General features: G+C 56.4%; 22 protein-coding genes. 3 read left to right on the top strand and 19 right to left on the bottom strand.

Annotation, left to right across the window (positions count from 1 at the left end; all coding sequences use genetic code 11):
• Positions 1 to 3: 3 nt before the first annotated feature.
• From ACZ5AM_RS01285 to gyaR, 3 genes are read right to left on the bottom strand one after another with little or no spacing between them, the layout of a single operon-like run.
• Positions 4 to 513 (bottom strand): NUDIX domain-containing protein, encoded by a 510-nt coding sequence (locus tag ACZ5AM_RS01285; RefSeq protein WP_464915170.1) that lies wholly within the window; start codon positions 511 to 513, stop codon positions 4 to 6.
• Positions 514 to 533: 20 nt separating this feature from the next.
• Complete coding sequence (locus ACZ5AM_RS01280) at positions 534 to 1,388, bottom strand: PfkB family carbohydrate kinase (protein WP_464915169.1); 855 nt, start codon at positions 1,386 to 1,388, stop codon at positions 534 to 536.
• 5 nt (positions 1,389 to 1,393) lie between these two features.
• Positions 1,394 to 2,401, bottom strand: coding sequence for a glyoxylate reductase (gene gyaR / locus ACZ5AM_RS01275; protein WP_464915861.1), 1,008 nt, complete (start codon positions 2,399 to 2,401; stop codon positions 1,394 to 1,396).
• 133 nt (positions 2,402 to 2,534) lie between these two features.
• Between gyaR and ACZ5AM_RS01270 the strand changes: the two genes are divergently transcribed.
• Positions 2,535 to 3,320, top strand: coding sequence for a hypothetical protein (locus tag ACZ5AM_RS01270; RefSeq protein WP_464915168.1), 786 nt, complete (start codon positions 2,535 to 2,537; stop codon positions 3,318 to 3,320).
• A 21-nt stretch (positions 3,321 to 3,341) separates the two neighbouring features.
• Here the strand turns inward: ACZ5AM_RS01270 and ACZ5AM_RS01265 are convergent, their stop codons facing one another.
• Complete coding sequence (locus ACZ5AM_RS01265) at positions 3,342 to 3,518, bottom strand: zinc ribbon domain-containing protein (RefSeq protein WP_464915860.1); 177 nt, start codon at positions 3,516 to 3,518, stop codon at positions 3,342 to 3,344.
• Between the two features lie 89 nt (positions 3,519 to 3,607).
• Here ACZ5AM_RS01265 and rlmD point away from each other — a divergent pair, with 89 nt between their 5' ends.
• Both rlmD and ACZ5AM_RS01255 read left to right on the top strand, forming a co-directional pair.
• On the top strand, positions 3,608 to 4,888 hold the full coding sequence (gene rlmD, locus ACZ5AM_RS01260; RefSeq protein ID WP_464915167.1) for a 23S rRNA (uracil(1939)-C(5))-methyltransferase RlmD: 1,281 nt from the start codon (positions 3,608 to 3,610) through the stop codon (positions 4,886 to 4,888).
• A gap of 84 nt (positions 4,889 to 4,972) precedes the next feature.
• Positions 4,973 to 7,540, top strand: a complete 2,568-nt coding sequence (locus ACZ5AM_RS01255; protein WP_464915166.1) for a hypothetical protein — start codon at positions 4,973 to 4,975, stop codon at positions 7,538 to 7,540.
• Positions 7,541 to 7,569: 29 nt separating this feature from the next.
• Here ACZ5AM_RS01255 and infB read toward each other — a convergent pair whose 3' ends face one another.
• The 15 genes from infB to ACZ5AM_RS01180 form a co-directional block, all read right to left on the bottom strand.
• Positions 7,570 to 9,375: a translation initiation factor IF-2 gene (gene infB, locus ACZ5AM_RS01250; RefSeq protein ID WP_464915165.1), complete on the bottom strand. Its 1,806-nt coding sequence runs from the start codon at positions 9,373 to 9,375 to the stop codon at positions 7,570 to 7,572.
• A 90-nt stretch (positions 9,376 to 9,465) separates the two neighbouring features.
• Positions 9,466 to 9,990, bottom strand: coding sequence for a nucleoside-diphosphate kinase (gene ndk / locus ACZ5AM_RS01245; protein ID WP_464915859.1), 525 nt, complete (start codon positions 9,988 to 9,990; stop codon positions 9,466 to 9,468).
• Positions 9,991 to 10,092: 102 nt separating this feature from the next.
• Positions 10,093 to 10,296, bottom strand: coding sequence for a 50S ribosomal protein L24e (locus tag ACZ5AM_RS01240; protein ID WP_297064335.1), 204 nt, complete (start codon positions 10,294 to 10,296; stop codon positions 10,093 to 10,095).
• Between the two features lie 2 nt (positions 10,297 to 10,298).
• The gene (locus tag ACZ5AM_RS01235; RefSeq protein WP_062370580.1) at positions 10,299 to 10,511 is read right to left on the bottom strand and encodes a 30S ribosomal protein S28e; all 213 of its coding nucleotides are present in this window, start codon (positions 10,509 to 10,511) and stop codon (positions 10,299 to 10,301) included.
• A 72-nt stretch (positions 10,512 to 10,583) separates the two neighbouring features.
• Positions 10,584 to 10,955, bottom strand: a complete 372-nt coding sequence (gene rpl7ae / locus ACZ5AM_RS01230) for a 50S ribosomal protein L7Ae (RefSeq protein ID WP_464915164.1) — start codon at positions 10,953 to 10,955, stop codon at positions 10,584 to 10,586.
• A 77-nt stretch (positions 10,956 to 11,032) separates the two neighbouring features.
• On the bottom strand, positions 11,033 to 12,283 hold the full coding sequence (gene truD, locus ACZ5AM_RS01225) for a tRNA pseudouridine(13) synthase TruD (RefSeq protein WP_464915163.1): 1,251 nt from the start codon (positions 12,281 to 12,283) through the stop codon (positions 11,033 to 11,035).
• A 3-nt stretch (positions 12,284 to 12,286) separates the two neighbouring features.
• Positions 12,287 to 12,649, bottom strand: a complete 363-nt coding sequence (gene pth2 / locus ACZ5AM_RS01220; RefSeq protein WP_464915858.1) for a peptidyl-tRNA hydrolase Pth2 — start codon at positions 12,647 to 12,649, stop codon at positions 12,287 to 12,289.
• A 53-nt stretch (positions 12,650 to 12,702) separates the two neighbouring features.
• Positions 12,703 to 14,838, bottom strand: a complete 2,136-nt coding sequence (locus ACZ5AM_RS01215) for a COG1361 family protein (RefSeq protein WP_464915162.1) — start codon at positions 14,836 to 14,838, stop codon at positions 12,703 to 12,705.
• A gap of 61 nt (positions 14,839 to 14,899) precedes the next feature.
• The gene (gene aspS, locus ACZ5AM_RS01210) at positions 14,900 to 16,216 is read right to left on the bottom strand and encodes an aspartate--tRNA(Asn) ligase (RefSeq protein WP_464915161.1); all 1,317 of its coding nucleotides are present in this window, start codon (positions 16,214 to 16,216) and stop codon (positions 14,900 to 14,902) included.
• A gap of 124 nt (positions 16,217 to 16,340) precedes the next feature.
• On the bottom strand, positions 16,341 to 16,853 hold the full coding sequence (locus ACZ5AM_RS01205) for a KH domain-containing protein (RefSeq protein WP_464915160.1): 513 nt from the start codon (positions 16,851 to 16,853) through the stop codon (positions 16,341 to 16,343).
• 104 nt (positions 16,854 to 16,957) lie between these two features.
• Entirely contained in the window at positions 16,958 to 17,578 is a 621-nt protein-coding gene (locus ACZ5AM_RS01200) for an HD domain-containing protein (protein WP_464915159.1), read from the bottom strand.
• 4 nt (positions 17,579 to 17,582) lie between these two features.
• Entirely contained in the window at positions 17,583 to 18,392 is an 810-nt protein-coding gene (locus ACZ5AM_RS01195) for a glutamate cyclase domain-containing protein (protein ID WP_464915158.1), read from the bottom strand.
• Positions 18,389 to 18,583 carry a hypothetical protein gene (locus ACZ5AM_RS01190; protein ID WP_464915157.1) on the bottom strand — a complete coding sequence of 65 codons (195 nt, stop codon included), beginning with the start codon at positions 18,581 to 18,583 and terminating at the stop codon, positions 18,389 to 18,391. Before ACZ5AM_RS01190 ends, ACZ5AM_RS01195 begins: the two co-directional genes overlap by 4 nt.
• Complete coding sequence (locus ACZ5AM_RS01185; protein WP_464915857.1) at positions 18,580 to 19,236, bottom strand: HAD family hydrolase; 657 nt, start codon at positions 19,234 to 19,236, stop codon at positions 18,580 to 18,582. The genes ACZ5AM_RS01190 and ACZ5AM_RS01185 overlap by 4 nt, the downstream gene beginning before the upstream one ends.
• A complete protein-coding gene (locus tag ACZ5AM_RS01180; protein ID WP_464915156.1) occupies positions 19,205 to 19,993 on the bottom strand; it encodes an FtsZ/tubulin family protein in 789 nt (262 codons plus the stop codon). Before ACZ5AM_RS01180 ends, ACZ5AM_RS01185 begins: the two co-directional genes overlap by 32 nt.
• Positions 19,994 to 20,066: the final 73 nt, after the last annotated feature.

The following is a 20,066-nucleotide window of genomic DNA, read 5'->3' as shown; positions in this document are numbered from 1 at the left end:
GTATCACCTCAGGCTCAGCGCATCCCTCAGGATCCTCTCGTGGTCAAAAGCTAGGGGAAGGCTGAAAACTTCATCCACGGGCACCACGTGAACTTCCTTTGCGTCGTCCCCCGCTCTTGCTTCCCCCAGCCCCAGGGCCAGGAAGGCCACGGTTACCGTGTGCCCTCTGGGATCTCTGTTTGGATCGGAGTAAACCCCCACTAGTCTAAGAAGCCTCACATCCAGGCCCGTTTCCTCCTTGGCCTCTCTGACCGCGGCCTCTTCAACGCTTTCCCCGTACTCAACGAAGCCCCCTGGAAGGGCGTAGCTGTCTTTGAACGGGTCGCGTCCCCGCTTTATGAGGACGACGCTGTTTTTGTACAGTATGACGAGATCGACCGTCAGGCCGATGCACCTGTGGAGTTCCGCTTTCAGCTCGGGGTGCTTCTCCCCTATGAACTCCTTCAGCTCCGCTCTAACATGGGAGATGTCGTACCCCTTTGGGGTCTTTAGGAGGAGAACGTAGCGGTCCATCACCTTCACCCGCTAATTCTTCATGGCTCAAAGTTTATATCGCTAAGCCTCTCAACTTCCACCTTCATCGCCATCTCGTCAACCTTCTCACTGCTGAAGTCAAAGCCTCCCTCCCCGAGGAAGAGGGCCGTGAACGCGTTTGCCCTCTTGAGGGCCTGGATAAACGGGCACTTAGAGTAGAAGTAAGAGAACGCCGCCAGGAACACGTCCCCTGCTCCCGTTGACTCGACGACCGTCACCTTAACCGGGCGGTACCTGTACCTCCTTCCCCTCAGATAGGCCGTCCCTGGCTCGGGCCCGTTTGAGACAAGGAAAACCTCAACATCCCTAGGGGACAGGCCCTTGAGGTAACCGAGCTCCCCTATGTCGGAATGGACGACCCTGGCCCCCTTCATGAACGACGCCTCTACCTCCACGAGTCTCACCTTCCCGATCTCTGGGGCCCTCAGGAACCCCTGAACGTCCAGAGATACCGGGAACCCCTTTCCTATGAGGCCGGCGACTTCGCTGGGATCCACCTCCCCCGCCACTGGGTTAATCAGGATCATATCAAAGCCCCTGGCGGTAGGTTCAACACCCTCTATCCTGGATGCCCTTGAGAGAAGACGGAGCTCCCTCCTGTTCCCGTCGGTATACCTGAGCTCGTAGGACGTACTCGAGTCTGACTGGATTATCTTGAGTGAAATTCCCCTCTTTTCAAGATTGTTGAGCCATTCCTCCGGAAATTCCGGCCCTATGCTAGTCAGAATTTCAACGTTGCAAAACCTGGAGAGGGCGAGGGCCGAGTAGTAGGCACCTCCCCCAATTCTGGTCTCGGTTCTACCTCCCGCAACTATCCTGTCGATGACTAAGTGGCCGACGACGAGGCACTTCACACCGATCACCCTAGGAAACCAGGCTTCCTAACTTTTACGACCTCCCTGTTGACCAAAGTTGGTGGGATCTCGCCCATCTTGAAGGCTATGAGGTTTCTAGCAACCAACTCCGCCATGCCCTCCCTTGCACCAAAGGTGGCGCTGCCTATGTGCGGCGCTAAAACCACGTTCTCCAGCTTGAACAGCTCCTCATGGTAGTACGGCTCTTCTTCAAAGACGTCCAGGCCTGCCCCGGCTATCCATCCCTCTTTCAAAGCTTTCACCAGTGCCTCGGTATCCACCACCTTTCCGCGCGCTATGTTTACCAGGATCGCGGTAGGTTTCATAAGCTTGAACCTCTCCTCGTTTATCATGTGATAGGTCTCCTTCGTGAGCGGAACCGCCAAAACCACGAAGTCGCTCTCCCTCAGCAACTCATCCAGCGGTCTGAACTCCGCGCCAAGCTCTTTCTCGGCCTCTGGCTTTCTGCCCCTCGCGTTGTAGAGTATCCTCATGCCAAAACCCTTAGCGCGCCTCGCTACCGCCTGCCCTATCCTCCCGAAGCCGACGATTCCTATCGTCTTGCCGTAGACGTCGTGGCCGAGGAGCATGAGCGGATGCCAGGCGACCCCCTTCCTCTTCCACTCTCCGGAGCGGACGAAATTATCTGCCTCAACGAGCCTTCTTGCGGTAGCGAGCAAAAGCGTCCAGGCGAAGTCGGCGGTGGCGTTCGTGAGCACATCGGGCGTGTTTGTGACGTATACGCCGCGCTTCGTGGCCTCCTCAACGTCAACGTTGTCGTAACCAACGGCGTAGTTCGCCACGATCCTCAGCCTCGGGGCGGCGTCTAAGACTTCCCCGTCTATTCTCTCGCTGAGCATCGTGACGAGTGCGTCAACGTCCCCAACCTTTTCGAGGAGAACCTCCCTTGGTATCTCCCCCTCTTCCTCCCAGACCTCAACATCGAAGTGCTCCTCGAGGAGTTTTATGCCGTTCTCGGGGATCCTGCGGGTTATGAGTACCTTCGGTTTCATTGCCCTCACCAAAGGTATCTGGGAGCCTGTTTTTAGAAGCTTTTCTTCGGTCGTACTTCTTCCGGTTGCATCCTAGAGTCACGTTCGTTAAATTTTTAAGAAGTCATCAGAGTACTCTTAGAGGTGATAGATAATGATTTTTGGAAGGAGAAACAAGTCAAAATTCATAGACGGAATCGGTCGCGGTACTCACCTTGACAGCGTCTGCGTGAGCCAGGATTCGGGCATCAAGCTGATCGAAGACGCGATGGCTAGAAGATATCCAAGTAGGCGGGCTGTTTTTGAAAAGAAAAAGTTTCTCGGGTCTGAGAGGCTGGATTTTGAGGTCGTGGACGTTCCACTGGCGGAGGGGCTCAGTTTTAGGGTTGTAAAGCAGGGTCACATTCCAGTAACGGCCTTCCCCGTTCTTGAAGGCGTGGGGGTGGAGTTTGGCATCGATGAGGTTCTGGAGTGGAAGAAGTGGCCTGAGGCCGACATAGCGGGGAGCGTGATCAACGAGTACTCCCCAGCGCTCGTCTTCTACGCAACGGACTACGTTGAGAAGAAGGGAACCTACCTGGGCTCCGAGCGGGTACGCGTTAAACTCTCCTTCTTCGTCTACCCCGGAACAAGCGGCGAGATGCGGAGGGAGAAAACTAGGCTCCCCGACGGGAAGGAGGTCGTCATCGACCTCAACGAGGCCGAGATACTCCTTCCTGCTTCCGCGAGCTTGAGGGCCTTTATCGATGACTACATCATGACAGCCCACGTGCTCGAAGTGAATGAGGTCTCAACCCCCTGCGGGGATGGCTACATCATGCTGCTCAGCAACGAGCCAATCGGCAGGATAAAGGCCTTCGCACTCAAAGAACGTCTGTCAGGGGAGGTCGAGAAGGGCGCCAGCCTAAAGCTCGTCGGCTGGCTTCAGGGTGGGCTTTGATTTAAAAATTTAAAGCGGGGTTCAATCGAAGTCCCATATAGTCCTTCCCTCGTAGAAAAGCATGACGTAGCCGCAGTTCTTGCAGATGACTATCTTCACCTTATGCGCCGTAAAGCCCCACTTGCTGTCCAGTTTGCCCTCTTCGACTTGAAACTCCGTCCCACCGCACAGGGGACACACCAGCTGACGCTTCTCCATGGTTACCACCGGATTCGGTTTGGATTTAAACTCTAAAAAGTTTTTGTTCGGGAGGCAACTTTCTTAAGAATGCGCTCCAAGTGAAAGCTATGAGTGTGAATGGCTGGATATGTGGGGTCAGCGACGACGGCCTCGGCGTGCTGGAGTTAGAGGATAGGAAAGTCTACGTACCGTTTGCCTACCCCGGAGATTGTGTGAGTGTCAAAAGGGTGAAGCGCCGCTTTGGAAGGAGAATCGCTGCCGATTTCAATCTCCTGGAAGAGTCCCGTCTGAGAAGGACTCCCCGTTGTCCCCACTTCGGAACCTGCGGCGGCTGCCTCTGGCAGGGACTGAAATACAAAGAGCAACTGGGGCTGAAGGCGGGGATTTTCGAGAAAGTCACCGGAATAGGGGCGGAGATAAAGGGCTCACCAAAGGTCTGGGGCTTTAGAAACGCCAGCAACTTCATAGTCACGACCTCCGGAACCGGGTTGAAATCTTACGGAAGTCCCTCAAGCGTGGTGAACTTGAGGGAATGCCCGGTTTTCTCTAAGAAAACTCCCGAATACCTACGCGCGCTCAGGGATTTTCTGGGAGAAACCGGTTTGAGGCCTTGGAACCTGAAGGACAAAACCGGCGACGTCCACTACCTCCAAGTGAGGGAGGGGAAGTTCACCGGCGAGGTCATGGTGAACGTTATCGCCCACACAGAACCTTCGGAGGAAGTTCTGGACGCTTTCAGAGACTACTTCTCCTTCGCGGATTCCCTCTACTGGAGCCTGAAGCGTGATGAGCGGGACGACCCGCGCGGCGAGGCCGAGCTTATAGCCGGAAACCCCTACATACGCGAGAGAATTGGGGACGTTACCTACCTGATACACCCCAACAGCTTCTTCCAGACGAACAGCTACGCCCTGCCGCTCCTCCTGAAGGCGGTGGAGAGATTCACGGACGGAGAGAGGGTTCTTGACCTCTACTCGGGAATCGGCACCTTTGGGGTATGGCTGGCTAAGAGGGGGTTTAAAGTAGAGGGTGTAGAGCTGAACCCCTTCGCAGTGGGGATGGCAAGGAAAAACGCCGAAATCAACGGTGTTGACGCCGTCTTTGGGGTTGGAAGGGCCGAGGAGACACCGATGGGGGACTACGACACCGTAATCGTCGACCCACCGCGGAAGGGACTGAAGGAGGCGGCCGATTTGCTCGTGGAAAGTGGGGTCGAGAAGGTCGTTTACGTCTCCTGCAATCCGAAAGCGTTCAAACTCGACTATGAAAGGCATCTGAAAGGGGTCTATCGCGTTGAGAACGCCGTTCTCATCGACATGTTCCCCCATACCCCCCACGTCGAGGCCGTGGTGGAGCTCGTTCGAGGGTCGGGAGATCCAAAACTTTAAATATTATTCCGTTGAACCTGAATAAATGTAAAGTCCAAGTGGGATTTTCTTCTTTTCCCGGGCTTTACGTTTGGGGTGAGCATTATGGGAAAGTACCATTCGGTTTTAGCCCTTCTCGTTATAGGGTTAGTTTTTATGAGCGGCTGTGTAAGCGGGCCAGGTGGGGGAACCTCAACTGAAACCCGTAGTAGTCGGACGGGATCAACGACATCGGAAACGACCCCCGAGGGAACCGAGGTTTCAACCACGACCACAGCCACGACGTCCCAGCATACGACGACAACCTCCACGACGACCACGACCGAAACGCACACCCAGGTTCCAAACGAAAGCGTTCAATACGACGAGGACGGAAACGTCCTCTGTGGGGGAGATCCCGACCCTGACTCAGGCTGCGAGGCCAACGAGACTAACGATGGTAGCGGTCCCGGCTTCTCGCTTCCCGACGATGTGGTGCTCAACATAACTCTCCAGCCCGTTCTCAAGCCAATGCCGATTCGCACTCCAAACCTAACTTACACCGGGCCTTTAAGCTCGATGGCAAGCGTTCCAGGGGAAAACGAAACCATAGAATGGATTTCAGTCCTGACGTCCTCGACCGACCCCGGGAAGAACCTCGTCATAACGCTCCACTTCAGGAACGAGAGCCTTTTAGGCGAGTACATCCACCCTGAGACTTTCATGAACCCCCAAACCGGCGAGAAGATAACGTACGAACCCACGGTCATCAGGATTGAAGAAGGCGGCGAGTTCGGAAAGCGGTGGGAGGTCCACCTCTACGGCGGGATAAAGGGCCGCTTCACGCTCTACAGGGTGACGGGGAGTGGGTTGGAGGAACTCCAGAGTGGAGAGGTAAGTTTCCATGGCTCGTCGGCGAGCTTCACAATCGAAAACTTCTCGGAAATCTTCCCCGAAAAGGTTCTCCTCAGGGTTCACGCCGTTCCGATGAGCGGGACCATGCCCGAGTTCAACTATCCCTCGGAAAAGTCCTTCGTGCTAATTGCCCCGAAGGGGGTGATAGAGTACCAGGAGAGCGCGTTCTTCGGCATCGAGGGCGAACCGGTGAGTCTCAGGGCGACGGCGAACGGCCACGACCTGAGCTTCGACTTCTACCTTGAGAAGCCGGACGACTGGCTCCCCTTCACGGCCTACATAGACAGCACGGACGACGGGAGGATAAACTGGGTCCTGAAGGTGTCTGAAGATGGCTTCAGGCTCCTTGACTCCAACGGGAACCTCTTCCGCGAGGGGCCTGTGAAAACGGAAGATACCCAGCTCGGCAGAAAGGTCAGCCTGAGGATTGAGAACATCTTTGGTTTAATCCCCTGGAGGAGCTTCCGCTTCTGGCTCGCGAACTGGATAGACCGCTTCCCGGCCAAGAGCAACCTCTGGTTAGATGCAGAGAACGGAATGTCCATCGAGAAGGACGTCGATAGCTACCTGGTCGTCGTTGTCGAGGACGTCTTCATAAAGGGCAACAAGGACCGGGCCGAGGGCGAGATACAGCTCTCCTCGTGGGCCTACGGCGTCAGCTGGCCGCAGGGCAAGCTCTACCCGATAAACTACAGCATGATTTACACCTTCGGTTATCCAGTTGCCCACTGGGTTGAGGCGAAGGACAACAGCAGGCTCCTCTACCACGACGAGAGGGCGACGGGAAGCCTTGGAAGTGCGTTCGTCAACGGCTACCCGATAATCGCGATGCCGATGGAGGAAGCCGAGAAGTACCGCATCATCGTCCTCGAAACAGCAGGCTGGGACAGGGACGAGCCCGGTGACTACGTCACCAAGAGCGTGGGTTTCTTAACGGACGTCGCCGTCGGAATGGCCACCGGGGAGATAGGAACGATAGCCGAGTACGCTTACAAAGGGGCCACCTGGATGAACTGGCTGGCAACGGGCCAGAGCGCCGACGACTTCTGGGGAAGCGTCTTCGAGTGGCTTGCTGGAGCGGAGCCGGACAAGGTCGGCAACGCCGTCTACATCCTCAGGCCCAACGAGGCCGACTTTACAAGGGGCTACCGCGTGGTTTCGGAATCCAGGGACGGCAACATGCGCGTTACATACGTCATCTACGAGGTCGAGGTGCCGAGGATACTCTACAGGAACCACCTGAAGGCGGAACTCCTCGGGGTGAGCTTCACCAAGGACACCGAGCCTGGAGACGACGAGTATTACTACTACGCAAGGGCCTGCTCAGGCTTCGTGGGCAACGGGGAAACGAGGGGACTGAAAGGGATTGAAGTTGACGTGGCGGTTCCCGATGGCTACGCCTACTCCTACCCGGTGCGCTCCGAGGAAGGATTAACCTTCCACCGGGGTTCCTGCGCCGATTCAAAGCTCCCGCACAGGCACGTCCTCGGGAACAAGGTAAGATTGGACTCGGACCTCGTGATGCTCGAACTGGACGATGCCAGAGTTCCCTTCCTCTACATGGAGTACGCCGGCTGGGAGAGCGATTCCGGAAAGTGGGGCAACGACGACGATCCGATGGGCAACGTGGGGATAACCATACTCTTGGATGATGACTACCTCGACTGGGAGAAGACCTCCGCCGTTCCGACCAAGTACTGGTCGCTGAGCTATTCCGTCTGCGGTGTTTCCGGCGGCTGTTCCGAGGTCTGGTTTGGATTGGATGTGAGGGAGGACTGATTTTTCTTTTTCTTTAAAAATGAGGAGAATCAGACGGCCTTCCAGAAGGGATCCTTCTGGGCCTTTACTTTTGCCGTCATCTTCAGTGCCTTTATGTCCGTCTCGTCAAGCTCGTTCTTGAGCTGCTTGGCGAGCAGGATGACGTCGTTCTTGCTTACGTCCACGTAAAGCGTCTCCCCTGGATGGATGTGCCTGCCGACGATAGCTCCCTCGATTGCTATCGCGACGGCGTCGCCCTTCTTGGCCTCCTGGACGAAGTCGTTCTTGTTCTTTATGGACTTTATAACCCCCGCTTTCTCCCCGTTCTGCTTGATGAGGACAACGCCGGGCCTTATCCTGCCCTCGACGACCTCAACGCCGACTATTGCCGGCTTGCTCCTCCTGAAGACGTAGCGCTCGTCCGGGTAGAGGCGGATAACTCCCGGGAAGGTCACGTTCTTTAGGAGTTCGCGCTTCTTCCTCTCTTCCTGCTCCTTGACCCACGCCTCGTAGTCCTCTATGAGCCTGTAGATGATGTTGCCGACGAAGATGGGGACGCCCTTGGCCTTCGCTACTTCCTCGGCGTCCTCGTTCACCTTCACGTTGAAGCCGAGAACCACACCGTACTTCTCATCCTCGTCCCTGACGCTCAGGGCCTCCATCACGTCGGTCTTGCTGATGTTCCCGACGTCAGCCTTCCTTATCGGGATGTTCTTCTCGCCAAGCTCCTTGCTCAGGGCCTCAAGCGAGCCGAGGGTGTCTGCCTTTACTATGACGCCGACCTTTCCTGTGCTTATTACGACGCTCTGTATCTGGCTCAGGATTTCTTCTTTGGCTTTCTCGATCTCCTCCTCGGAGCGGGCGGCTATGACGGGTGAACCCGCTAGGGCCTCTTCAAGACCGGGCGCGGCTATCTTTATGCCCGCTGCAGCCGTGACCTCGTCAACCTGGTCGAAGCGGAAGCGCGGATCCCTAATCTCGTCGAGGGGTTTTGGCTTGAGCAGGGCGCGGATTTTGGTGACTATGGCTTTGTCCTTTCCGCCGACTACTATGGTATCGTCCTTCCTCAGGGTCCCGTCGTAGACGATGACGTCTATGGTGGTTCCCAATCCGAGCTCCTCGCGGACTTCGAGGATCGTGCCCCTCGCCGGTCCTTCGACCTCTATCTTCAGTTGCTCCTCTAGATACTTCTGGCTGAGACCAGCTATCAGAACCAGAAGCTCGGGGACGCCAATGCCGTACTTGGCGGAGATCGGGACTATCGCCAATTCGCGCGTGAAGTTCTGGACGCGGTCGAAGCGGTTCGCCTGGAAGCCCATCTCGTAGAACTTCCCTATCAGCTCCCAGAGTTTAGTTTCGAGCTCTTGCTGCGCCCTCTGGTCCTGCTTCTTGATGTTGACCAGGAAAGGCTCGTCCTCCTCGACCTTCCAGCCCTTTATCCTGTCTATCTTGTTCGCCGCAACTATGAAGGGCGTTCTGTTCTTCCTTAAGATCTCGATGCTCTCTATCGTCTGGGGCTGGAAGCCCTCGTTGATGTCCACTATGAGGACCGCGAGGTCCGCTAAACTTCCACCACGGGCACGCAGGCTGGTGAAGGCTTCGTGACCGGGCGTGTCGATGAAGAGCAGTCCGGGGAGTTTTATCTCGCCCTTCCAGAGCTTGATGAGAGGTCCAGCGAGCTGTTTAACCGTATCGATGGGAACTTCTGTCGCGCCTATGTGCTGGGTTATTCCGCCGGCTTCTTTACGCGCTACATTAGTATTTCTAATACGATCAAGCAAAGTGGTTTTTCCGTGATCCACGTGTCCGAGAACCGCGATGATGGGCTGTCTAATCCTCTTCGTCATTTCTCTCACCTCTGACACTAACTCAGGTGGGAGCTTTTAAAGGGTTCGGCGCGTAGGAGATCAGGAAGAAAAACCAATGGAGAAAGCCGGAGAAAAGTTCTAGCGCTCCAGGCAGTTCATACTGTCGAGGTACTCCCTCTTCGCCCTCGCGTGGGTGTGGTAGAACCAGTCCGCCGCCTTGCAGTACTCGAAGAGCTCCTCGGGCTTGAAGTAGAGGTTTATCTCCCTCTCAGCGCTTTCAGGGCTGTCGCTGGCGTGAATGACGTTGTATATTGAATCGCCTATATCGAGGCCATAGTCGCCGCGTATGCTTCCAGGTTCAGCGTCCTTTGGGTCGGTGGCGCCTGCCATCTTTCTGACGACGCTTATCGCGTAGCGCCCTTCAACCACCATGACGACGCTCGGGGCCTTGGTGATGTAGTCTATAAGTCCCTCGAAGAAGGGCTTGCCCTTGTGCTCCTCGTAGTGCTTCTCGGCAAGTTCCCTGTCGATCCATATCATCTTCATCCCGACGATTTTGAGGCCCCTCTTCTCAAAACGGCTTATGATTTCGCCCATGAGTCCCCTTACAACGGCGTCGGGCTTCAGAATAACGAGGGTTCGCTCTATCTGCTTGTCGGCCATAGGCAACACCAGTTGTAGAATGGAAAACCGGTTAATAGGTTTTTTGGAGAACGATCAACGGGTCTCAATAGAAAACGCCAAAATCGGAGGAAAAGAAGGAAATCACTTCCTCTTGGCCCTCTGGAGCCTGGCCTCCTGGAAGGCCTTGGTCCACTTGAGCTTTCTGGGATTGCGTCCCATGAAATAGAGCTTCTCGCACTTGCTGGAGCAGAAGAACAGGACTCTGCCGTCGTTCCTGACGAACATCTTGCCCGTTCCAGGTTCGAACTCCCTTCCGCAGTAGGAGCAGACGTTCCAGCGGGCCATCTTCAACGCCTCCTCCTGATTTCTCTCGCCTCACGCTCGGTCTCCCTGAGTATGACTATGTCGCCGACGCGGACCGGGCCCTTGACGTTCCTCCTGATGACGCGGCCCTTGTCGCGGCCCTCAAGAACGCGAACCTTGACCTGAGTAACGCCACCGGTGACGCCGGTCCTTGCGACTATCTCGATAACCTCAGCCGGGTATCCTTCGTCGCTCATTTCTCACACCTCTAAAAGTTTCCCTCGCAGAGATGAACTTAAACCTTTCCACGAGTGAAGGGGAAAAGGAGCTCACTTCATGAGCTCCTTAACCTTCATAGCGATGTCCTCAACGAGCTCGCGGGCCTTGCCGGGCTCAATGATGGCAACGCTGGCAGCGGGAACCTCGAGCCCGGCGGCGGCACCGAGCTCCTTCTTGCTCGGGACGTATATGTACGGTATCTCCTTCTCCTCGCACAGCGGCGGGAGGTGGGCAACTATCTCCTCCGGGTCAACGTCCTCGGCTATGATAACGAGCTTGGCCTGGCCCCTCTCAACGGCCTTGGTCGTCTCGTTGGTGCCCTTCCTTATCCTTCCGGTGTCGCGAGCGAGCTCGACAGCCTCAAGGGCCTTCTCAGCGAGCTCCTGCGGAACCTCAAACTTGACGTAGCTCGGCTTCGCCATCTTTCATCCCTCCGGAATCCTCATCGTTCATCGAGTTGTCAAGGTAGAAAAGCGGATTCCTTTTTTAAACCTTTCCTTCAGTGATCCTTCATGATCTCCCTCAGGACGCTCGTGGCGTAAACACCTTTGGGAAGGAAGAAGCGGAAGCACATGCCAGTTTTGGGAACGTAGCCGTAAGTCAGCCCGAGCGGCCTTATCAAGAGTTCCCTCCGCCCGCCGGGCTCGGCCATCGGCTTCGGGAGCTTCTTGAAGATCTCAAGTGAAAGTCCCTCCTCTTCGAGGATCTCCTCCTCGAGCCTCCCAGGTATGCCCTTCGCACGCCTCATGGCGAAGCCGAAGAGGGGTCCAGAAACCATGGCCTGGCTTCTCCTTATTTTCTCGTTCACGAAGTCAACGTTGGTCTCAGTAACGCGGTAGGTTCTGTCGCGGTATGGGATTCTCCCCTTCACCTGAACCACGATGTCTCCAACGAGAGCCTCGTTGAGGGGCAGCCCCTCCTCAATGCGCCTCGAAATGTAGAGGTTGAAGAGGTAGCTCTGGTAGGCGTGGATGAAGATGCGCATTATCGGGAGCGGCAGGCTTAAGAAGGCCCTCCTCCAGCTTCCGGTTTCCTTGTAGCGGTGGAGCATGGTCCTCTCGTATCTCAGGAAGTTGGGGAACTCCTCCAGCGCCCTGTCCACGTCGCCGGTCTCCCAGAAGCGCTTTCTCGCCTCGTCCCCCTCCATACTTCCGTCGGCGTAGCCGAGAAAGAGCCTCGCCGCCTCGTCAAATTTTCCCTGAAGGAGGAGCTTACCGATAAGGTGGTTCACAACGCGTCTCTCGCCAAAACGCTGGTAGCCGAAGTAGTTCGGGAAGCCCCCTTTCTCACGGAGCTCGCCAACTATTTCCTTCGTCCTCTCAAAGGCCTTCTCAGAGGTATCCCTTACGATTATTCTGAAGCGGTTCCCGAGGAGGTAACCGAGCTTGATGAAGCGACCGTAGGAGACGAACCTCAGTTCGATGTCCCTTATTTGAACGCCCTCAACCTTCTCCTTCGCTTGGGCAGGCACGCTTATGTACTGGTAGGTCACCGCGTGCCTGTCCTTCGTTCCGGCGAAGCCTACATCGCGGTGCCTTATCCCTGCCCTTTTGGCTATCTCCTTTATAGCTGTCATCGTGTCCCAGTTCTTCTTTTTGAGGAGAAAAACCGCGTGCTTTCTTCCCTCGAAGATGGAAGGCAGGGGGTCTTCTATGACTAAAAAGTCCTCAGGCCGAGCCTTTATCCTCCCGCCTATCCCGGGAGTCTCGCTCAAGTGATGGAACTGGGAGAAGAACTCGCGGTAGTCCATGCCTCACACCAGCTTCAGATGTCCGGTTACCTTATCCACCAGCTCCTCCGGGGCGGGACCAACGGCCAGAACCGTAATCGTTCCGGGGGGAATCTCTGTTAAGCCCGCGTCCCTTATGAGGGCCGTCGGGATGCCTAGTTTTTCCGCCTCTGCCTTGAGCTTGAAGAGCTCCTCTAGGTTCTCGGCCTTCACCACGACCTTCTTCTGCCCCTCATGGAACCAGGCCCTGAACCACTCCGGCCTCTCCTTCTGGGCCTTGAGTGCAGCCGTAACGGCCCCGTGGGCAACCTGGACCGCGAACTTACCCTTGCTGAGCTTTAAGTCCTTCCGCGAGACTATGACCTGCTTGTACTTGAAGACCGTCATGAGTGACACCGAGGATGGCTTGAGGGATCCCCTTTAAAAATTTTGGAAAAAGGTCAAACCTTTCTCTCCTGCTGTTTTCCTCCCTCACCGGGCAAGCTCTCGCGGACGAGCTCGAGGCGGAGCTCCCTGAGGAGGACTTCCAGCTCGTCCCTCTTCCACTTCTTTGGCAGTCCTCCGGGCCTGCTCTTGCGCTTCCTGAGGAGGAACCTCCTGAAGGTCTGGACCTCGCGGTAGTAGCCGTAGGCCAGGTAGGCGAGTACGATGGTCAAGACTGCCAGAACCACTGCCGTTATCTTCCAGTAGTTGGTCTCCTTCGGAAGGTAGGGGGAGATCACGCCGTATAGTGCCTTGGCCAGGCCTCTCTGGTTCGTGGAGTTCTTCAGGCTCTCGTTCACAAAGCCCGGAAGCTCACTCTCGCTCGGGTAGACGTGGACGATCTTCTCCTTGACTACGACCTTGGGGGGAACGGTGTCGACCACCAGGACGGTTCCTAGGTCGAGCTCGTGCTCCCCACCGAGCGGGTCTTTGTAGGTTATCGATGCCCTTATCGGGAAGCGGCCGGTTTCTAGCGGCCTGACCTGGAGGCTCTTCTCGACGTTTTCCCCTGCCCTAACGGTGCCGAGGTCTATGAGGGCTGGACCCGCTATTCCCTCGGGGTAGTCCAGGTGCAGGACGGCGTCAGTGATGTACTCGAAATCCGGACTGCTCCCAACTGCCGAGAGGTTGAAGAAAACGTTCACAGAGCTTCCGTTCTCAGCGTGGACGTAGGAGCTTCCCCCTGAGGTTGCGTTGGAGCCGAGTACCGTAACCCTGAGTCCGGGAACGCCGTACACCCTAACGACCACCGGCGTCGAGTTTACCTGGACCCTGTCCCCTGACTCGCTGTAGTAGGTTGCGGTTATTCCGGAGATCTTGAACTCCCCTGGAACCGTTGACCTGAGGACGTAGACCATGGCCGGCACCTCTGAGTAGGGGCCGAGGTCCCCGACGGACCACCCGGTCTCGTTGCCGACTAACTCGAAGCCGCTGGGGATCGGCGCGGCCACGATGAGGTTGTGAGCTGTGCCCGGCCCTTCGTTGGCGACTTTTATGTAGACGGCCACCTCCCTGCCGACTAAAAGCTTCTCCGGTACCGCGTTCACCGAGACGCTTACGTTGGCAGGCCTCGGCGGTACTGAGACTGTCGAGCCCGTTGGGGCGTATATGCCGATGTCAACCCTGCGGTGCTCCAGATCGGCTCCGTAAAGGGAGATCATGACCGGTATTCCCGGAACTTGAACCGGGCCGGAACCGGGCTCTAGGGCGATTTTTCTCGATACAACGGTTCCGTTGACGGCGCTGAACCTGATGTAAAAGCCGATCCTCGTTATTACTCCCGCTCCACCGGACACCTCGGACACCTGCAGGGTTACAGTACCCTTCTCGGTTTCCACCGTTGCGGTCTCGTTGAAGAGAATGTACCCCCTGTAAGCTTCAAAGTATAGCGTTGGTCCCTCTGGGGCGGGCTGTGAGCCGTTTCCGGCCGGGATCTTCTTCAGGGTCAGGTTCTCAGCGTCCAGTGCCGGGAGGTAGATGTTAAGGACCGCGGCCTCAGGGGTGGCGTCAACAAGCTGGACGCCGAGGTAGTTGACGTAGGGGAGTCCCGGGGAGAGACCGTAGTCGAAGCTCCTCATCTGCCCCTTGACTAGGTTGAACCGGAGGAAGTCCTTGAGGGGCGGGAGCTTGACCCCTATCGAGGCCCCGTTGGTCCAGGACGAGACGAGCTTTATCATCGCGTTCCTGTTCAGTACTATAGTCTCCCCGGGGGTCATCTGAACCCCACTGCGGACTTTTCTAAGGGGTGAGGCTATCGATATCGTTATCCTCCCGTTTTCCCTGTCTATCGCGTTCACGGCCACCTCGAAGATCTCGGCGTCTTTGGAGGGGAAGTAGCCGGTTTCGCCTTCCTTCAGGAATAGGAGCTGTGCACCTCCACTGTATGAGACGCGGACTGTCACGAGGCTCCAGTTCGTGCTCACGTCGTAGAACTGGATCGTGTAGTTGGCTATCTGGACGCTGTCGCCGAGACCGAGTGTTATCGGCGATATCTCTGCCTTCACAGTGCTCTCAGCTCCAGCCACCGGGACGTAGAACGGGATCAGGAGCAGGACGAACAGAACCGGGAGAACTTTAATTCTACCTTTTAGCATCACGACTCGCCTCCGTCCGTGCTGAGATAAAAACGACGAAAAAGTATAAAGGCGTTGTGGATTAGGGGGTCAGCCTCTTCCTGTCCCTCGGGAAGAGGATGACCTCGCGGATGTTTGCCAAGTTGAGCATCTGCTTTATCAGCCTCTCCGCACCGAGGCCGAAGCCGCCGTGCGGCGGCATGCCGTAGCGGAAGGTTCTGAGGTAGAACTCGAAGTTCTCTGGATTGAGTCCCTTCTCCCTTATCTGCTCTTCAAGCACATCAACGCGGTGCTCCCTCTGGCCGCCGGAGGTTATCTCCACTCCCCGGTATTCCAGATCAAAGGCCCTGCAGATTTCTGGCCTGTCATCGTACTTCATTATGTAGAACGGCTTGGCCTCGCTCGGGTACTGGTAGAGGAAGTAGAGCGGAGCGTTCTCGTTCTCGAGCATGTACTTTCCGAGGAGCTTTTCTCCCTCAGTGTCTATGTCCTCTCCCCACTCTATCTTTTTGCCGAGGTCAGACAGGATTTCAAGTGCCCTGTCATAGCTCACGCGCGGGAAGGGCAGTTTAGGTTCTTCAAGCTCGAAGTTGAGTATCTCAAGCTCCTTCGCGTTGTGCTCGCGGACGTAGTTGATGGTGTGAGCCACGAGCTGTTCGAGTAGCTCCATTACCTCCTCCTCGCTCTCGATGAAGGCCATCTCGGCGTCAATGCTCCAGGCCTCGTTTAAATGCCTGGTCGTGTTGTGCTCCTCGGCCCTGAAAATCGGCGCTATTTCGTAGACCCTGTCCAGGCCAGAGGCCATCATAATCTGCTTGTAGAGCTGCGGGCTCTGGGCAAGGAAGGCGTCCTTCTCGAAGTACTTCATCGGGAAGAGCTCTGTTCCGCCCTCGGTCGCCGTCGCGATTATCTTCGGCGTGTGGATCTCTATGAAGCCCTCGCCGTGGAAGAAGTCCCTAACCGCTTTGAAAACGCTCGAGCGTATCTTGAAAATCGCCATTACCTCGGGCCTTCTGACGTCCATGAAGCGGTTGTCCAGGCGGGTGTCGAGTTCCGCCTTGACCTTACCAGTGGGATCGAGCGGGAGCGGGCTTTCAGCCCTGTTGAGGACCTCAAGCTTCTCCGGCAGGATTTCAAAGCCTAGCTTCGCCTTGGGCGTGAAGTTGACGATGCCTTCCACCGCTACAACGTCCTCGCTGTTGAGCTTCGGGATGAGCTTGAAGATCTCCTGGCTTACCTTCTTCTTCGGAGCGGTTATCTGGACTATCCCCTCCCTGTCCCTCAGCCAGAGGAACTTGATTCCTCCCAGATCCTTGATCTCCCACACCCAGCCGGCAACCCTAACGCGCTGGCCGTTGAGTTCCTCGGTGATCTCGCTCGAGTAGTGCGTCCTGTACATGGTTCATCCCCTGAAGGAGTAGGGGCGAGCTTTTAAAGGTATTCTATTGGCTCTTGAGAAATAGTTTCACGGGCGTTCTTCGGTGAGTACGGAAGAATGCGCCAGTAGAAAAGTGAAAAAAGCCTCAAATGAATGAGATCTTTACTTCCTTTCCGGCTATCTGGGAGAGGATGCTCTCGAGGAGCTCTGGCTTCTCCGGGAGCTTCTTCGATTCTCTTCTCGGGATGAGGATCTTGTAGTACTGGCCGCCGCCCGGCTTGTAGACTACGTTGACCCCGAAGACCCCCGCCGGGTAGAAGAGGTCCGTTGCCAGCTTCTTGAGCTCCTCCGGGCTCTTGGCCTCGATGCCCTCTATAACCCTGACCCTCTTCCCGAGCTCCTTTACGAGGGTCTTTATGTTCTTTCCGCCCTTCCCTATGACGATGGGGACGTCCCCTTTCCCGACGACTATGACGATCAGGTCCCCTGCCTCCACTGCCTTCTTGAACTCCACGTCAACGTCACCGAGAAGCCTGTAGAGAAGCCTCGAAACTTTAACGTCGAGCTCTGATATTATACCTTCCTGGAGCTTCTTCTCGTCAGCGGGGCAGAGAATACCGTCAGTTTTTAGACACACCTCACAGATCGGCGCCTTCATCCTCTCACCTCCTCAGAATGACCATGAACGGGTTAAACTAAATTCCGGGAGGTCTTTAAAAACCTTATTATGCCCGGAAACCGGGAAGAAAAAGGCGGGAACAGTTAAAGTTCCCCCTCGATCTCCTTCCTTATCCTCTCGATGAACTCCTCTGTAAAGCGGTGCCTCTCCTCCGCGACCCTCCTGGCGGCCTCCGTGTACATGAGGTCCCTGAGCTTCAGTATCTTCTCCTCAAAGTGCCTCAGGGAGGCCTCTACGTCCCTCCCGTGCTCGCCCGAGTACATGAAGACCCTAGCGATCCCTATCGCCCCTATGGCGTCGAGCTTGTCGGCGTCGCTCAGGATCTTAGCTTCCAGAGTTCTCGGCTCAGGGCCGCGGGAGAAGCGGTGCGCCTCTATGGCGTGTGCGACCTCCTCAACCTTTTCCTCCGGATAGCCGAGGCCCCTTAGAAACCTCCTGGCTATCTTAGCCCCCTCCAACGCGTGATCCTCGATTTTGCCCGAGTCCTCCAGGGGCCTTGCAACGTCGTGGAGGAGGGCCGCCAAGGCAAGCACTTCAAGATCTGCGCCCTCTTCCCTCCCGAGGTGTAGGCAGAGGTTAAAAACGCGCTCTACGTGGCTGAAGCCGTGGGTTCCCTCCCTCTCGAAGAAGCTTTTGGCGAACTCGCGCGTCCTCTCTATCAATGCCCTGCTCTTCTCGTCGGGTATGAACTCCTCCAGCTTCATTACCTCACCCCAGGGCCTCACCCACAATCCCCTTTAAAAGCTCAACCATCCTGGTGTGGAGGCTTAGGGAGATGCCGTCGACGCTGGCGCTTGCCCTTTTAGTAACACCGTCTATCAGCCCGGCGCTGGCCATAGCCCCGATTACTTTTCCCTCGTCCCAGTCCCGGAGCAGGTTCTCCCCTGCCTCTATCGATGCCTCCGCCACGAGCCCGTAGGCACCCCAGTTCGAGACGGCCGAGAGCACGAGCTCGTCCGTCTCCACGGTGCTGGCTATCCTCTCTCCCAGTGGTACGTTCCCAGCGACCAGATCCATCACCTTCCCCATTCCCACCTCGTTTCCCCCGTCCCCGATGCCGATTGTGGGTATCCCCGTTTCCCTGGCCTCAATAAAAACCCGGTCAAAGAGCTCCCTCTCTATCACAGCCCCGCTCATCGACCTCGCTTTTCCGTCCCTTCCCCTTCCGGGGGTTTCGATGCCAACGAGGAGGGAATAGTCGCATGGGTCTGGATTCCGGGCGAAATTTACCCCGAAGGGCCTCAGCGCTGTCTCCACCTCGGGATAGGTCAGTATCTCAGCCTTCCCGCCCAGCCTTTCGATCGCTTGAGCTACCGCCAGGGCCCCCGGCGGACCGTCGGTTTCGGCGATCATCTTCGGGGGTATTGGGAACCCCGTCACTATGAGAACTCTTTCCGCGTTCTCCAGCATGAGGGAGGCCGAATCCTTGAGGAAGTCGAAGTTCCTCCTCCGGTACTCCAGGTAGAGCCTCAGAACCCCCCTCCCGCCGACGTCAGTGTTTATGAGGTGCGCTATCATCGACCGTTTTCCTCCGCTTCGTAGACAACGATTTTAACTTTCTTTCCCTTCACGGCCTCCTTAAGCCTCCACCAGAGCTCGGTGGGCTCTTCACTCCTGTGCGTCAGCTCCTGGCCGTTCTCCAGCCTGACCCTCTTCTCCTCGTACTTCACGAAAACCCCTTCCTCCTCAAATATCGGCTTTCCGCTCATTCCACCACCTCCACTATTTTCCTCAGCTCGTGAAGGGTCCTTACCCTGAAGTCCGCGAGGTGGTAATCCGTTCCCCCATCCCTCGCTATCCAGACGCTCCTCATCCCCACGTTCTTTCCTCCGTACACGTCCTGCCAGAGGGAGTCCCCGACCATGAGCGCCTCGGGGGGTTCGGCCCCAAGGGCCTCCAGGGCGTAGAGGAATATCTTGGGGTCCGGTTTTATGGTCCCAACGTCGTCCCTCGTGACGACCACGTCGAAATACTTTGAGAGCCCCGTGAGTTCCAGCTTGAGCCTCTGATACTCCGGCCCGCTCGTGACGACGCCCAGTTTTATCCCCTCCTCCCTCAGCCACTCAAGAACGGGGACTGTGTCGGGGTAGACCTGGAGTTTGTGGGGGTACCTCCGGAGTATCTCCTCGTACCTCATGTCCAGCCCGAAGAGCCTGAAAAAGAAGTTCCAGTCGTGCCAGTCGTAGGTTTCCCTCCTAGCGAATATCTCATCGAGGAAGCGTTTTCTGGCCTCCTCCTTGCTGATCCCAAGCCTCTTCGAAAGCTTTTCGTAGACCTGGGGAAGGAAGAGCTGGATAAGCGGCATCTCGGTCAGGAGGGTGTGGTCTATATCAAACAGCACCGCCTTTATCCTTCCCGTCATCTTCACCGTCCTCCCACGTCTTTACCAGTAACGCCAGTATCTCCATCCTGCTTTGGATCCCGTTCTCTGTCGCCATCCCCCATATTATGTCCTTCTTCCTCAGGAGGTCGTGGAACCTTTTGAGGACCGAGTGTGCCTCTTTAAGAGCGACGTCATCCCTGGCCAGTGTAACGACGATGCCACGATCCCAGAGGCCCCAGTGCCAGTCGAAGTCCACCCTCCTGAGGAGGCGCAGTATACCCACGTTCCCTCCTTTGACGACCGTGAAGAAGTCGGCGTAGTCTACGTTTATGAGCATCTGGCTCTCGAGGTTTTTGTGGAGGTGCGTAATGGCTCTTGCTATGACCCCCGAGGCCTTTTCGTAGGCCTCGGCTAGGGGTGTCCTCTCGTCGAGGAACTCCCAGAGGGAGTCGTAGAACACAGTATCGAATCCATCCGCCCACTCGGGCTTCTCTTCCTTCACCAGCTCCCTCTTCGGCGTGAAGACGTAGGCGAGCTTGGTAGAGCCCTCCGGACTGCTCTCGGTCATCAGCTGGAGTATCTCAACGTTAACGGGCTTGTCCTCAGTTACTATCCACAGGATGGTGTTCTCGGGGAGGGAAGAGAAGAACGAGGTTATCCTCTCCCTGTAAACCCTCGTCCTCAGGAGGTAGTGCCCGGGGTTTACCCTAACCTTGACCACGTCGGACGTTATTCCATCGACCACGTTGGCCCCAACGCCGCCTATTCCAGCAAAAACGTGGGTGAACCCTATCACTTCTTTCCCCTAACGATTAGAACGGAGGGGGAATTAATAAAGTTGACCTTTGGGATGAAGTGGAGAAAGGGAA

This window comes from Thermococcus fumicolans (assembly GCF_055386755.1).
Note: the sequence above shows the minus strand (reverse complement) of the source record. Positions and strands in the feature narration are given on the sequence as shown.

What these genes read in the sequence shown, in the direction of transcription:
- pth2 (WP_464915858.1), bottom strand. Translation starts at nt 12,649, where the DNA reads ATGACGGTCTTCAAGTACAAGCAGGTCATAGTCTCGCGGAAGGACTTA.
- rlmD (WP_464915167.1), top strand. Translation starts at nt 3,608, where the DNA reads ATGAGTGTGAATGGCTGGATATGTGGGGTCAGCGACGACGGCCTCGGC.
- gyaR (WP_464915861.1), bottom strand. Translation starts at nt 2,401, where the DNA reads ATGAAACCGAAGGTACTCATAACCCGCAGGATCCCCGAGAACGGCATA.
- ACZ5AM_RS01200 (WP_464915159.1), bottom strand. Translation starts at nt 17,578, where the DNA reads ATGAAGCTGGAGGAGTTCATACCCGACGAGAAGAGCAGGGCATTGATA.
- ndk (WP_464915859.1), bottom strand. Translation starts at nt 9,990, where the DNA reads ATGGCCGACAAGCAGATAGAGCGAACCCTCGTTATTCTGAAGCCCGAC.
- ACZ5AM_RS01205 (WP_464915160.1), bottom strand. Translation starts at nt 16,853, where the DNA reads ATGAAGGCGCCGATCTGTGAGGTGTGTCTAAAAACTGACGGTATTCTC.
- ACZ5AM_RS01235 (WP_062370580.1), bottom strand. Translation starts at nt 10,511, where the DNA reads ATGAGCGACGAAGGATACCCGGCTGAGGTTATCGAGATAGTCGCAAGG.
- ACZ5AM_RS01255 (WP_464915166.1), top strand. Translation starts at nt 4,973, where the DNA reads ATGGGAAAGTACCATTCGGTTTTAGCCCTTCTCGTTATAGGGTTAGTT.
- ACZ5AM_RS01285 (WP_464915170.1), bottom strand. Translation starts at nt 513, where the DNA reads ATGGACCGCTACGTTCTCCTCCTAAAGACCCCAAAGGGGTACGACATC.
- ACZ5AM_RS01215 (WP_464915162.1), bottom strand. Translation starts at nt 14,838, where the DNA reads ATGCTAAAAGGTAGAATTAAAGTTCTCCCGGTTCTGTTCGTCCTGCTC.
- rpl7ae (WP_464915164.1), bottom strand. Translation starts at nt 10,955, where the DNA reads ATGGCGAAGCCGAGCTACGTCAAGTTTGAGGTTCCGCAGGAGCTCGCT.
- ACZ5AM_RS01270 (WP_464915168.1), top strand. Translation starts at nt 2,535, where the DNA reads ATGATTTTTGGAAGGAGAAACAAGTCAAAATTCATAGACGGAATCGGT.
- truD (WP_464915163.1), bottom strand. Translation starts at nt 12,283, where the DNA reads ATGGACTACCGCGAGTTCTTCTCCCAGTTCCATCACTTGAGCGAGACT.
- ACZ5AM_RS01190 (WP_464915157.1), bottom strand. Translation starts at nt 18,583, where the DNA reads ATGAGCGGAAAGCCGATATTTGAGGAGGAAGGGGTTTTCGTGAAGTAC.
- ACZ5AM_RS01240 (WP_297064335.1), bottom strand. Translation starts at nt 10,296, where the DNA reads ATGGCCCGCTGGAACGTCTGCTCCTACTGCGGAAGGGAGTTCGAACCT.
- ACZ5AM_RS01195 (WP_464915158.1), bottom strand. Translation starts at nt 18,392, where the DNA reads ATGATAGCGCACCTCATAAACACTGACGTCGGCGGGAGGGGGGTTCTG.
- ACZ5AM_RS01265 (WP_464915860.1), bottom strand. Translation starts at nt 3,518, where the DNA reads ATGGAGAAGCGTCAGCTGGTGTGTCCCCTGTGCGGTGGGACGGAGTTT.
- ACZ5AM_RS01185 (WP_464915857.1), bottom strand. Translation starts at nt 19,236, where the DNA reads ATGACGGGAAGGATAAAGGCGGTGCTGTTTGATATAGACCACACCCTC.
- aspS (WP_464915161.1), bottom strand. Translation starts at nt 16,216, where the DNA reads ATGTACAGGACGCACTACTCGAGCGAGATCACCGAGGAACTCAACGGC.